Origin of the sequence: Rossellomorea aquimaris (assembly GCF_000935355.1) — a bacterium.
In the GTDB taxonomy this organism is placed as follows: Bacteria; Bacillota; Bacilli; order Bacillales; family Bacillaceae_B; genus Rossellomorea; species Rossellomorea aquimaris_B.
This window is the reverse complement of record NZ_JXZC01000008.1, coordinates 44,460-57,061: the sequence shown is the minus strand read 5'-3', so window position 1 is coordinate 57,061 and position 12,602 is coordinate 44,460. Positions and strand designations below refer to the sequence as shown.

General features: G+C 43.1%; 11 protein-coding genes. 8 read left to right on the top strand and 3 right to left on the bottom strand.

Annotated elements, in window-relative coordinates; genetic code table 11:
- Nucleotides 1-94: 94 nt before the first annotated feature.
- A complete protein-coding gene (locus tag TV75_RS16565) occupies nt 95-1,819 on the bottom strand; it encodes a M4 family metallopeptidase (RefSeq protein WP_044340001.1) in 1,725 nt (574 codons plus the stop codon).
- A 233-nt stretch (nt 1,820-2,052) separates the two neighbouring features.
- Here TV75_RS16565 and TV75_RS21240 point away from each other — a divergent pair, with 233 nt between their 5' ends.
- From TV75_RS21240 to TV75_RS16550, 3 genes are all read left to right on the top strand, one after another.
- The gene (locus tag TV75_RS21240; protein ID WP_052504594.1) at nt 2,053-2,811 is read left to right on the top strand and encodes a DUF4047 domain-containing protein; all 759 of its coding nucleotides are present in this window, start codon (nt 2,053-2,055) and stop codon (nt 2,809-2,811) included.
- A complete protein-coding gene (sipW, locus tag TV75_RS16555; protein ID WP_044339915.1) occupies nt 2,780-3,325 on the top strand; it encodes a signal peptidase I SipW in 546 nt (181 codons plus the stop codon). The genes TV75_RS21240 and sipW overlap by 32 nt, the downstream gene beginning before the upstream one ends.
- Nucleotides 3,326-3,407: 82 nt before the next feature.
- Nucleotides 3,408-4,037: a TasA family protein gene (locus tag TV75_RS16550; RefSeq protein WP_044339914.1), complete on the top strand. Its 630-nt coding sequence runs from the start codon at nt 3,408-3,410 to the stop codon at nt 4,035-4,037.
- Nucleotides 4,038-4,321: 284 nt separating this feature from the next.
- Here the strand turns inward: TV75_RS16550 and TV75_RS16545 are convergent, their stop codons facing one another.
- The gene (locus tag TV75_RS16545; RefSeq protein WP_044339913.1) at nt 4,322-4,864 is read right to left on the bottom strand and encodes a tubby C-terminal domain-like protein; all 543 of its coding nucleotides are present in this window, start codon (nt 4,862-4,864) and stop codon (nt 4,322-4,324) included.
- Between the two features lie 1,409 nt (nt 4,865-6,273).
- Here TV75_RS16545 and TV75_RS16535 point away from each other — a divergent pair.
- Nucleotides 6,274-7,659: a hypothetical protein gene (locus TV75_RS16535; protein WP_044339911.1), complete on the top strand. Its 1,386-nt coding sequence runs from the start codon at nt 6,274-6,276 to the stop codon at nt 7,657-7,659.
- A 628-nt stretch (nt 7,660-8,287) separates the two neighbouring features.
- Here the strand turns inward: TV75_RS16535 and TV75_RS16530 are convergent.
- Nucleotides 8,288-8,623, bottom strand: a complete 336-nt coding sequence (locus TV75_RS16530; RefSeq protein ID WP_044339910.1) for a hypothetical protein — start codon at nt 8,621-8,623, stop codon at nt 8,288-8,290.
- Nucleotides 8,624-8,905: 282 nt separating this feature from the next.
- Between TV75_RS16530 and TV75_RS16525 the strand changes: the two genes are divergently transcribed.
- The 4 genes from TV75_RS16525 (at nt 8,906) to TV75_RS16510 (ending at nt 12,547) form a co-directional block, all read left to right on the top strand.
- Complete coding sequence (locus tag TV75_RS16525; RefSeq protein ID WP_044339909.1) at nt 8,906-9,235, top strand: 2Fe-2S iron-sulfur cluster-binding protein; 330 nt, start codon at nt 8,906-8,908, stop codon at nt 9,233-9,235.
- Nucleotides 9,236-9,294: 59 nt separating this feature from the next.
- Nucleotides 9,295-10,065 carry a creatininase family protein gene (locus TV75_RS16520; RefSeq protein ID WP_044339908.1) on the top strand — a complete coding sequence of 257 codons (771 nt, stop codon included), beginning with the start codon at nt 9,295-9,297 and terminating at the stop codon, nt 10,063-10,065.
- Between the two features lie 32 nt (nt 10,066-10,097).
- Nucleotides 10,098-11,564, top strand: coding sequence for a hypothetical protein (locus tag TV75_RS16515; RefSeq protein ID WP_044339907.1), 1,467 nt, complete (start codon nt 10,098-10,100; stop codon nt 11,562-11,564).
- A 254-nt stretch (nt 11,565-11,818) separates the two neighbouring features.
- The gene (locus tag TV75_RS16510) at nt 11,819-12,547 is read left to right on the top strand and encodes a TenA family transcriptional regulator (protein WP_044339906.1); all 729 of its coding nucleotides are present in this window, start codon (nt 11,819-11,821) and stop codon (nt 12,545-12,547) included.
- The last annotated feature ends 55 nt before the right edge of the window (nt 12,548-12,602 follow it).

Sequence of the window (12,602 nt, the reverse complement as noted above, 5' to 3'; positions counted from 1 at the left end):
TCTAAAAAAAACGAGGGAAAACCCCTCGTTTCGATGGCTCCTGGGACAAGGAACTGTCCCCCCGTCCCGGCACCAGACCCATTATGTCCCACTATTATTCAGCTGGAACACCTACAGCATCGTAAGCATCGATGACTGCTTTTGTTTGTACTGATGGTTGACCATTCTTATCTGGATATTTGTCTCGAGCGGCCTGGATGGCAGCTTCGCGCATTTCTTTGAATCCAGAGGAAGGTGTCAGGTACTTTGTTAATGCATCGTAGTAGATGGTGCCTGTTATGCCGGCACCAACTCCAGTCACCGTTACGCCATTGTGTGTGCCGCCCTCTGAAATCAGGTAGGCTGCTTTATTGTTGATACTGCTGTTAATATGCACGCCGCCTTTATCTAGTTCCCCGACATAGCGGTCTTCATAGTGATCCGGGTAACGGTTATCCCTCAGGCCGTATGCTGCAGGGACGGTTTTGGAACGAGGATCTTTCATTGACCGAAGCCCGCCGTCTCCCGCTTTATTCGGAGTATAGATATCCTCACCCATTTCCCACTCTGAAGGATTTGTATAAGAACCGGATGAGTACATTTCAGATATTTCCCCGAAGATATCCGCTAATGATTCATTAATGGCCCCTGATTCATCTTGATACGTCAGGTTTGCCGTGTGTTCAATGACACCGTGCGTAATTTCATGACCAGCCACGTCCAAGCCGCCGGCTAATGAACCAAGAAGGTTCCCGTCGCCATCTCCGTACAGCATTTGCTTACCGTTCCAGGCAGCATTATTCCACTTAGAACCTATGTGGACCGTACTGATGAATGGTGTACCTTTGCCGTCGATTCCGTTGCGTTTGTGGGCAAGTTGATAGTACTTGTTTATTTTATCAGCGTTTGTATGTGCTGAAACGGCTGCAGGGTCGTAGAAGAAATTCGTGGAACTATTGGTCTTGATTTCAAATCCAGTGAATCCAAATAGTGCCGAAAGCAGGATAAATGGAGTTTCCCCCATACGGCGGGCATCAAATGTCGCTATAGGTACAATATTAGGTTTGCTAAATGATCCCCCCGCAATAGAACCGCCATATAAATAACTGGTTGCGGTTGCCGTATCCTTTCCTACAGGGAATGACTGCATTTTCCCAAATACGTTCAATCCTCTGCCTACCGCTACTGAAAGACTTGTCGGATCCACTTCATGTATGGCGTTAAAGCTGTTGACCACTTCCCCGTTTGTCGCATCCACGAAGTAATGGAAATAGCCTGGAGTCGGAGTGGAAGTAGATACTTTCACCAAGTAGGTTAAGTAGTATTTCCCTTCATGGGGATAAATCGTCAACTCTGTATCGAGGCCATCGTACGTTTCCAGCTCATCTACCCCAATGTCGGATGACACACCAGCTTTGGCGATGTTCTCTGCTGCTTCCTTTTCAATGGCTGCTTCTGTCGGGATGATGGTACGGGCAAGCTTTTGGGTCACGTTACCAAATGATGCATATACGTTATTATTTGCATCTAACGCAACGGTTTGACCTGAACCATAGATCGGTATGCCTTGATACTGCTCGACAGTGCGTACATGGTATGTACCGGTTTCGCTATCCGTTTCCTCACTGATGATTTTGAACTGATCTCCTGCCGTCAGGGATTTTGTTTTCTCCATTACTTTTGATTGAAGGAACGCCTTTACAACCTCTTGCTTGCTCAATCCCTCAGCTTGTACAGAAACGACGCTTGATGATCCTGCAAATCCAGGCACGGATGGCACTAATCCTCCCAATGTGACCGATAGAGCCAGTACAGCTGGAATGGCCGCTTTTTTACTCATTTTCTTCTGCTTTTTCTTTTTCAAACACTTTCACCCTCTCGTCGAGATAAGATATCTAACAATTTAAATTATTGAGAAAGTTGAAGGTGAAATCAATTGGGTTAATTACTGTGTGATTTTCCGCAAAAACGGCATTATTCGACAAAATTCCTCCCCGTTTTCCGGTCAGAATAACCCAATTTCCTTTGTTTGATAATTCTGTATACTTAGAGTCAGCAAAAGGGAGTGATTAAGTGAGAAGACGAATTCAACAAACCATACTCCTGCCTTCTTTATGTTGTATGGCCTTTTATGCAGGGACTCAGCTGGTAGGAGAAACAGAAGCGGCATTTTCAAGCCAGGTTTCACCAGGTCCGATCACCATGAATGCGGCGTTTGTTTTTCCGGCAACCATTCACGGGATTGAGGATCGTGTACAGAAGGTGTCAAAAAGTATGGAACACACTTTTCATGCCATTGTTGCTCCTCCACCAAAAGCATCAATAGAAGAATTACATAAGCAACTGGATGAGGTGAGAGCCATGGAAGAGGAGCTCACTCGCCAAATAAGTACTATGAAAAATCTGTATGATGAAATGTCCGCGTATCATATGGACATTCAGAAACAGGAAGTCACGAACGTCCATACATATGATTATGTACGTGAGGGTTTTCAGCATGTTGAAGATATGATGGAAAAGGTTCGAGCAACTGTTGACTTTTCACATATAGAGGCCATTCGTTCTTCTATCTTATTGCAGATACAAGACCTGGAAGATCAAGTGGAACCTTCTGTAGATTCAAATCAAACGAATCCAGACCCAGAAAAACCTTCTATAGAACAACCTAAGACGAATCCAGACCCAGAGAGCTCTGAATTTCAGGATAAAGCATTATTAACGGAAATAACGGATGAAGACTCAACGGAAATGACTGATGAAGCACCATCGGAAATAACGAATGATAAGCAGGTGACAGAACATGAAGAAGAAACTGTGGAACATAGTGAGTAGTGCAATAGGAGCGATCTTTCTCGTGATGATCTGTTTTACAGCATTCATCGTCCTTTCTTCCAGACTATCAGGAGGGGAACCGACCTTTCTGGGCTACCAGGTCAAAGCAGTATTATCAGGATCCATGGAACCTACATTCCAGACAGGGTCCATCATTTCCATCAAGCTGGGAGATGAGCATACTTCTTATAAAACGGGGGATATCATTACCTTTCGCATGGAAGATAAGCTGATTACACATAGAATCATAGATGTCCAACAAGAGAATGGACAAGCAGTGTATAAAACCAAGGGGGATAACAATAACGGCCCCGATCTATGGACGGTTCCCGCACAAAATATCATCGGAAAGTACACCAACTTGACGATTCCCTATATAGGATATGCCCTTAATTACGCTAATTCAAAAGCAGGCTCAGCTCTATTGTTAATTGTTCCAGGGATCTTATTGCTGATTTCTGCGTTCCGTTCCATTATCGTGGCGAAGAATGAACTTGAAGGAAGCAAAGCATGATGTATTGGTTTCATCTCCTATGTATCAACAAACGTACATAAGAGTTTACTATATTTTTTCTAATAATAAGGAGGATTCATTGATGAGTTTTACTAAGAATGTAAGTAAAGGGATCATGAGTGCAGCGTTAGGTTTATCATTGATTGGGGGAGGGACGTTTTCATACTTCAGCGATGCAGAGGCCACACAGAACACCTTTGCGGCAGGTACATTGGATCTGGCGATGAACCCGAGCACCGTTGTCAACATCGATAATATCAAGCCAGGCGACGAAATTTACCGGGAGTTCACTCTGAAAAACAATGGGACACTTGATATTTATCAAGTCCTATTAGATACCAAGTATCAAGTGGAGGATGTAAAAGGTGATAACACAGGGGACATGGCAGAACATATCAAAGTAACGATCATGTACAATACAAGCAGTGCCACCAACGTAGCGGTCGAAACGACATTGGCTGAATTACAAGGGGAAACCCCTGATGTAACAGCAATCGGATCCTTTGTTGGAAGCAGCGATGACGGAGCCCTGCCTGTACCGGATGGGATCCCTGTGGGACAAGAAGAAAAAATCTTTGTACTATTCGAGTTTGTCGATAACGGCGAGGACCAAAACCAATTCCAAGGCGACACACTGAAAGTAGACTGGACATTCGACGCCAAGACAGGTAACTCAACTTACCATGACGATACAGATCCGGCTAGCAACTAAATGGGACGTGGGGACAGGCACCGTGTCCCGCCGGAAGTGATAGAGACGAGGGGATTTATTCCCCTCGTTTTTTATTTGGTTTTTGGGACGAGGGACCTGTCCCTGTGTCCCCACTAAACAAACGTTTGATTAAGTTCTCAAAACGGCTTAATTATCTTTTTGGGACCGTTAAACAGATGTTTAATAGGGATGTGGGAACAAGCACTCCGTCCCGATTCTCTCACGCTGACGTAGTAACTCCCTGTTTACCAGCTGAAACAACTTTTGTCCAAACATTTCTTAAACTAGTCGCTGCTGTTGATATGCATTAAGTAATAGACTCCGGCAATTTCACAATAATGGATGGAATCGTCGTGTAGATTAAGGGTGTAAGTATAGGGAGGTATTAAGGTATCATAAGATACTTCAGCTACAATTTTCAAGTGTCCGCTTTGCTCTTTGTAAAAACGAGTTGTACGATCCATTACCTTTGATTTCACATGCATATTTCTACCCAGAAATGTATATAAAAATAATTGGTTTGTCTTAATTTTAGTTTTATCTCTAAGTTCAAAGTGATGAAGTTTCCCATCCTTCTTATAGTTCACGTCCCATTTATTAAATAACAAATTTTTAAAAAGACTTTTTTCTTTAAAGTCCAGGGAAGTTTCCCCCAACACGCTTCTGACCTTCACATTTGACATATTGATAAATGTACTAAGTACATTTTGTCCTATAAAATTGAAATATCTCTCGATTTCTCCAACTTTTTTGCCTGAGTTATCATTAATAGCGAAAGTTTTTGTTGATCGGTTCATCATTGGTGGTCGGAACTTATACGTTCTCATCAGACTTCCTCCTAAAGATTATTCGGCAGGGATGTGGGAACAGGCAACCCGTCCCAAAATTGAAAAAGACGAGGAGACTAATCCCCTCATCTCTATCTAGATTCCAGAACAAGGGACCTGTCCCTCCGTCCCTTTACCCTTATACGACACAAAAAATAGTAAATCCGAAACTTAGTCGTTGGAAAAATGTTTTGTTTTCTTTCTTATCTACATTTGCCATAGCCTGTTCACCTCTTGTGATTAAAAAAAATCTCCATTATATTTATAGCGGCTATCTTTCGGAAATACCCATATATTTATATAAATGTAATATATTAGCGTTTAAAGTCAATCATATCATTGTATATACTCTTTCAACAAGAAAGAGTAGATCGGACGAAAGAATCATTTTCGCTAGTATTCCCTTTTCTATTTATTGTGGAGTCAGGAAGAAAGGGCAGGCACCCTGTCTCAAAAATTAAAAAGACGAGAGGACTAATCTAAGTAGTTCAGTTTATGTGGAGAAACATTGCAAATGTCTTAGGATTTAGCAGACATTTTAGCACTGTAAATCGCAGGAGTTTTCGTTGATTTATCAACATTTTATAAAGAAATCCCAGTAAAACAGTATAGAAAATAGCAACCCATATAGCATCATGACAACGAATCTTGTCATCGTGGGAGGAAAGTGGTGGGGGTGACGCAGGGGGAACTGGCTGAAGAAGGGAGATATATACCCAAGTGCCATAGCGTTATATCAAAACTCTCTTGTCTTCTTTCCAATAACGGAATAATCCATCTCCTCACCTCCACGAATAATTCTATTATATTAACAGATGGTGGGGCGGGGGACAGGCGCCGTGCCCCGTTTCATGTATGCCCTCATGTTCCCAAAAAAGGTGGTCCTATGATTGGACCACCTTTTTTGATGGAGACTGAACTGCCCCCCCCCAAATGAGAATTATATAGGACAGAATGTTATATCATTAAAACTTTAATGTACGTTTTAGTCTGGCAAATTTACGGTTTGCTTTTTCTAAAGCGTGTTTTGATCCAAATAATAGTTGGAACATATGGACCCCTCCCGGAGATTTTATATTATTTGTTATGTCTTTATTATAAGAGGCTGATATGTGTAAGTCAACAATTATTGTATACCAAATACCTTATTTTTAATGTTATTAACCTAAAAAACAGTTATAAAAGTAATTATGGTATACCATAATTAGTGGCCCTTTTTTTGAAAAACGCTTCAAATCCCTATAAAACCGCAATTATCAGCAAGGGATCGGTTCGCGTATCCGAGTTGGCAACAACAATCAAAATCAAAAAACGGCCTCTTTCCTGAAATAATGTATACCATATAATTGATTTTCATTCTCAAGAGGTTTAATATAAAGAATAATCAGAAAAAAAGAATTGGTGATTAGATGATCAAACTTTTATCCGTTGCAGCTATCCTATTTTATTTGATCAACGAACTTTTCAGTGGGATCGATATTGCTCCCATCATCTCTGTGATTTGCTTCCTGATTGTCATCATTACTTTATTCAGAGTAAACAAGTTTGTAAAGGTGATAGGGGGAACGTTTCTTGTATTGGGATTCATTATGTTGTTGAAGGGTGACGCCAGTTTAAAAGATATTCTGTTTTCATTCGGCCCGATGCTCAATCTTCTGACGTTGTTTGCTTTAGTCCCTTTGTTGGCACTTCCTATCAAGCTCGGAAACTATTCTGAAAATATTCAAGGCTTTATATCCAGAAGGGTAAAGTCTTCAACAAGTTTGTACAGTCTGACGTCCGGGATTTCTTATTTCTTTAGTATCTTCATGAATCTGGCCACGCTGCCTATGACCTATTTCTCTGTCAGGCCGGCCGCGGATGCTTTCTCGCTCGAAGATAGGGAGAGGTTCATGAGCAGGGCCATCACTCACGGGTTCTCCATGCCGTTGATGTGGGCCCCCGTCACCCCGATTGTCGGGATTGTGATTGATATGACAGGGGTGAAGTGGGGCGGGTTGCTCCCTTATGTCCTTCCACTTAGTGTGATGGGGCTGCTGCTTGATTGGTATACAGGTGGATTCAGAAAAAGGAGAAATCGTCCTTCCTATCGTACAAGCCCAGCTGCTAATGAAACAGCTGCAGCTATCGAGGGGATGGAGGGCAGGCCTGGGGCAGGAAAGCTGTCACATATTCTGCTGGCGATCCTTGCCTTCAATATCGTGATTTCATTCCTGGAGCATTGGTTGTCCCTATCGTTCTTAATCGTCGTATCGTTGCTCGTCATTCCATTTACTTTCATCTGGTGCCTATTACTGGGAGAAGCAGGTGGTTTTAAAAAGGGTCTGGTGGATCACTATCAGCACCATTTACTGAAAATGAAAGATCAGTTTTTTATCTTTCTGTCTGCAGGTTTCTTCATATCGGCGATTGAATTCTCCCATACGGACCATCTGGTGAATGAATGGATCACCGCTTTCAAGGATACAATCGGGATCGAAATCTTTGTCCTATTAATCCCTCTGATTCCGTTGACCCTGGCGTTTATCGGACTTCATCCAGCGGTGGCACTCGCCTTACTGGCAGGAACCCTGGACCCCCACAGCCTGGATGTTTCACCTTATATCCTGACGGTTTCCATGCTCGCAGGGGCAGTATCCGCGTTTCTTATGGGACCCTATAACGCAACCATCGGTCTAATGTCGACCATAGTAAAGACAAGCTCATTCAAAGTATCGAATTGGAACTTCACATTTACGATTTCGTTCCTGGCATTGACCGTGATCTACCTCATGATATTGCAAATCCTCGTATGAGGCTAAATAAAACACCTTCGATTATAGTATGTTTTCAAGTACTAGAATCGGAGGTGTTTTGCGTTGGGTTTTTTATAAAAAGTAGAGAAATAGAGTTGATGGAAGGGGGGTACGACCAAAATCCGCCGGAGTCTACGCAGTTCCCATCCCCAACTTTAAACGTTTTTTAGTGACAGAGCTAAAGGTGTAAAAAAACGAACTAATTAAAGGATAGTTTTTTCAATAGGATGTTTATTCTACTAACCTCCAAAGAGTTTGTTTGCTAATAGCTTTTGATTTTATTTATATGTATTAAAAGAAACATGCTTAGAAAGTTGATTGTAGCGGAAGGATGCTCGACTCCTGCGGGAATAGCGGGAAAGTTGAGACCCCACAGGGCAAAGCCCGAGGAGGCTCAACTCACGCCCCCGCGGAAAGCGAGCATCCTGGAGCGGAAAGCAACTACTGCTTTCTTTCTTAAGATAACCACAAACTTTGCAAAAAGAACGGTCTATGTTTCACACACTACCACTTTATCCGTAGAGAGAATCAACTATTAATCCCACAAAAAAGCAGACTTACCTAACCCTCCAGATTCCAAAGGATAGAGTAAGCCTGTATAAAATAGATTGAGGTAAAAACCGTTTTACTAAACAGCTAATTCATCAGACTTAACAAGCTTCGAATGCTTCGAGTCTTCGCTGTTTCCATTCGCCTTCACAATTTCATATAACTCTTCGCGAGCACCTTCGATCGTCTCAAAGGATTCAAAGAACTTCACCCGGATATGATTGATATACTCTTTTCCCTCATACTTCTCATACAATTGAATCTTCGCGTCATCATCCAGGACCCTGGCAATGGTGTAGGTGGATTTCAACTTGTCGAAGAAATAAAAATGATACGTTTCTACAGGCTGGAATCCGTCATTTTCTAGTACCGTCTGAAAGGTATCCTTGTTGGTCAGTACAATATACTTTTCCATAAATAAACCCACTCCTTCATGATGGGTCCGGCACACTTTGTATTTTGTATACCAAACCTTCTTGTCTCCAGTGTAAAGGAAGAGTCGGATGAAATCAATATTGTTTTCAGAATTTTTATTTTTTTCAACTCATGCTCTTTCAACTTCAAAAATTACAGTCATTTCCAATCGGGGTTTTTGTAAGAAAACCTTACGAAAGGGTTTACATTTTTATAGATTCATATGTATACTTAAGAAAATTCTAAAAATTGTGATAAATGTCACAGTAAAGGAGTGTTTGGTATGCCAAATGTCAAGCTGTATGTCGAAGGTGGAATCGTTGAACAGGATGTGAAGGATGGCGCTAATTTGGTTGTACTGGCAGGAATTAAGCAGTTCCCGAAACTGAAATATGGATGCGGGATGGGGAAGTGTACAAAGTGTACGTGTAAAGTGTTGAGCGGTGGTGAAAACCTAGATCCACCCAATTGGAAAGAGGATAAGATGCTTGGGGAACTCGTGAATGAAAACTATCGCCTTACGTGTCAGCTGAATATTAAAGCGGATATCGAACTGACGCAGGAAGGTGTGGACGTCAAGAAGAGAAGGGATGCAGCAGAGGCAAAGGGTTAATTTTTTTTGTAGTTTTAAACGGTATACAAAATACCGTAAAAGCGTAAGGGGTGTACAATATGAATTCGTACGTACTGACAAATATGACCTGGGAAGAGGTAGAGGATGCATTAAAAACCGTTAAGATGGCGGTCATACCGATCGGGGCCCATGAACAGCACGGTCCTCACATGATCGAAAGCTGTGATGCGGTCCTTGCAACCGAGATGGCGAAAAAAATCGCCGAGCGGATGCATCCGCACCTGATCGTTACGCCGACGGTCAATATGGGTGTGTCTCCCCATCACATGAACTTCCCGGGGACCATCTCCTTGAAGCCGGATACATTGATTGCGATCTTAAGGGATATGGTTCGATCTTTAAAGCATCATGGGATCAAGAAATTTCTATTCCTAAATGCGCATGGGGGAAATCAATCGACTTTAAGTGTGGCAAGCACGGTGTTGTCAGAGGAGGAAAAGGTAGAGATCTATTATGCCAAGACCACGGCATCAGCCAAAGAGTCCATCGGGCATTTCATTGACTCTCCCATTTTCGGCCACAGCTGTGAACGTGAAGTATCAGAAGCACTTTACTTAGCACCTTACTTGATTAGACCGGAGAAATTGACGCCGGGAGATTTCTGTGAAGGGGGGAGATATAAACAATTAAGACCGGGAAAAGCGATTCAAGGATTTTATCATTATGAAGAAATGACGAAAAATGGATGTATCGGGGACGCAACAAAGGCAACGAGAGAGATAGGGGAACAAATTGTGACAGAAGCAACAGAGAATATCGCACAAGCATTAAGAGAATTATTGAAAATCGAAGTCGAAATGCTGAATTAAATCGCTACAAAAAAGTGGGAAGGGTGAATGCTTTGGATTTATCTGCTGCTCATTGGTTGTATGCATTGGTTACTGCACTTGTCATTGTTACGATGTTGTTTCGCAAAGGGGTTGTACTGCCGACGATCGTCGGGACCTTTTTGGTTGCCTGGTTGTATAAAGGATCCCTCGTCGGCGGTTTCATGGCGGTCTTTAACGCCAATCTGGTTGCAGCCAGAGAATTATTCAGTATCTTTTTAATTATTACCCTGATGGTCGCTCTATTAAACTCATTGAAAGATATCGGAGCCGATCAACGGATGATCGTGCCCATACAGAAGGTCATGGTCAACGGTCATGTCGCTTTTTTCGTATTAATGGTTGTGACGTATGTCATATCCTTATTCTTCTGGCCGACACCGGCTGTTCCGCTCATTTGTGCCCTACTTGTTCCTGCTGCCATGCGTGCCGGGCTGCCTGCGATGGGGGCCGCGATGATCGTGGCGATTGCTGGGCAGGGGATGGCGTTATCGTCTGACTATATCATGCAGATCGCGCCGATGCTGACGGCTACTTCTGGAGGGATGGAAACGGTACAAGTTGCCGATAAAGCGATGATCTTATCAATCATTACCGGGGTGACAGCTGTCGGGGTCGCTTATGCGATGATGTATAAGTCGATCGCAAAGCCGAATAGCGAAGAAGCAGAGAATGCGGTCAACCTATTGAATGCCATGACTGCTGACAAAAGTGTTGTGGAAGCTGAAGTATCCGCGGCGTCTGAGCTTGAGGTATACAGAGGCAGAAAAGAGATATGGGGAAAAGTGTTTGCAGTTCTCGTTCCATTGTCCATGCTCGCCGTCATGATATTTATGTTTTCTACCAAGTTCAGTGATGCTGAGTCGGGGAGATTCGCAGGTGGGGACGGTGCTGCCTTTATCGGTGGAGTCGCAGCGGTACTGCTGATTTTGGCGTCCGTCGCTTTCGGCCGGATCCATGCCCTTGATAAAATCGGGGATCACATTACAGACGGTTTTGTGTTCGCGTTTCGTGCCATGGGGCCGGTTATCCCGATTGCCGGATTCTTTTTCCTGGGGAGCTCGGATTTTACCGGTTCGATTCTATCCCTTGGGGAAGAGGCGGCCAAGCCAGCCTTTCTATTTGATCTCGTTCAGTCTGCACAAGCATCTATTCCTGAAAACGCTTTCTTTAGTGCCTTTGGTATCCTTTTAGTTGGTATTATCACTGGATTGGATGGTTCAGGTTTCTCAGGCCTTCCTTTAGTGGGGGCATTATCAGGTGCCATGTCAGGTTCGGCTGGGATTGATCCTGGTACGCTGGCCGCGATCGGTCAGATGGGATCTGTTTGGACAGGCGGTGGGACACTGATCGCATGGTCATCCCTTGTGGCAGTGGCAGGTTTTTGCGGAGTTTCCGTGCTGGAACTCGCCAGGAAGAACTTCATTCCCGTCATGACGGGGCTCGTGGTGGCCACACTTGCGGCCATATTGTTTATGTAGTCCGACACTAAAATTATAATTTTTAAAAAAATCAGAAAAGTATATTTACAAAGTAAGATCCATAGGGTAGTATAAAGTCAGTGGTATACCAAATGAACAAGCTAAGTAGTTGTTTTCACGAACTGTATCTCTTTAGATGGTGTCACTTCAGTCGAAAAGGAAGATATGGTTGTTTTTTCAACGCTATTTGGTATACAAAATACCCAATACAATGTGCAGATCACCTGCAGCATACTTTTAGGAGGAGAATGATCATGACAAAACTATTATCTAAAGATGAATTCCGTAAAGAGCTGGAAGAGGCAATCAAGGGAAATCATAGTCAAAAGGCTCCTTTTACAACTGCTTGGGCAGAAGGAAAGCTCGAGAGAAAGCACTTTGCGAAATGGGCTGAAAACCATTACCACTATGTTGGGCCATTCGCGAACTATCTTTCTTATATCTATCACAATACGCCGGATCATCCTAAATTCGAAGACGCGAAAGATTTCACCCTTCAAAATATGTACGAAGAAGAAATCGCCGCAGATCGCCATACCGACCTGTTGATCCGTTTTGCTGAAGCATGTGGAACGACAGGTGATAGAGTAAGAGATCCGAAGAATATGGCTGCGACGACTCTTGGACTGCAAAGCTGGTGCTACTCAGTGGCGGCACGTGAAAACTTTGTAGTGGCTACGGCAGCATTAGTAGTAGGGTTGGAATCTCAGGTACCTGATATTTATCGTAAACAAACGCCTGTCCTTCGTGAAAAATACGGATTCACAGATGAAGAAATCGAATTCTTCGACCTGCACATCGTATCGGATGAAATCCATGGAGAGCGCGGATACAAAATCGTGCTTGAGCATGCCGATACACCGGAGCTTCAGCAGGAATGTCTGGAGATTGTGCGTGTAGGAGCGAAAATGCGCCGCATGTACATGGACGGATTATGGAAAGAGTATCTTGAAAAAGATTTAGGTACTCTTGTAGAGGCTTAAGATACTTAGAACATTTAAAAAATTAATAAGTGGCAGTTTCCTCGTATGGGAACTG

Bases quoted from the DNA above. Each gene is read 5' to 3' on its own strand.
- TV75_RS16565 (WP_044340001.1), bottom strand. From the start codon at position 1,819: ATGAGTAAAAAAGCGGCCATTCCAGCTGTACTGGCTCTATCGGTCACA.
- sipW (WP_044339915.1), top strand. From the start codon at position 2,780: ATGAAGAAGAAACTGTGGAACATAGTGAGTAGTGCAATAGGAGCGATC.
- TV75_RS16550 (WP_044339914.1), top strand. From the start codon at position 3,408: ATGAGTTTTACTAAGAATGTAAGTAAAGGGATCATGAGTGCAGCGTTA.
- TV75_RS16545 (WP_044339913.1), bottom strand. From the start codon at position 4,864: ATGAGAACGTATAAGTTCCGACCACCAATGATGAACCGATCAACAAAA.
- TV75_RS16535 (WP_044339911.1), top strand. From the start codon at position 6,274: ATGATCAAACTTTTATCCGTTGCAGCTATCCTATTTTATTTGATCAAC.
- TV75_RS16530 (WP_044339910.1), bottom strand. From the start codon at position 8,623: ATGGAAAAGTATATTGTACTGACCAACAAGGATACCTTTCAGACGGTA.
- TV75_RS16525 (WP_044339909.1), top strand. From the start codon at position 8,906: ATGCCAAATGTCAAGCTGTATGTCGAAGGTGGAATCGTTGAACAGGAT.
- TV75_RS16520 (WP_044339908.1), top strand. From the start codon at position 9,295: ATGAATTCGTACGTACTGACAAATATGACCTGGGAAGAGGTAGAGGAT.
- TV75_RS16510 (WP_044339906.1), top strand. From the start codon at position 11,819: ATGACAAAACTATTATCTAAAGATGAATTCCGTAAAGAGCTGGAAGAG.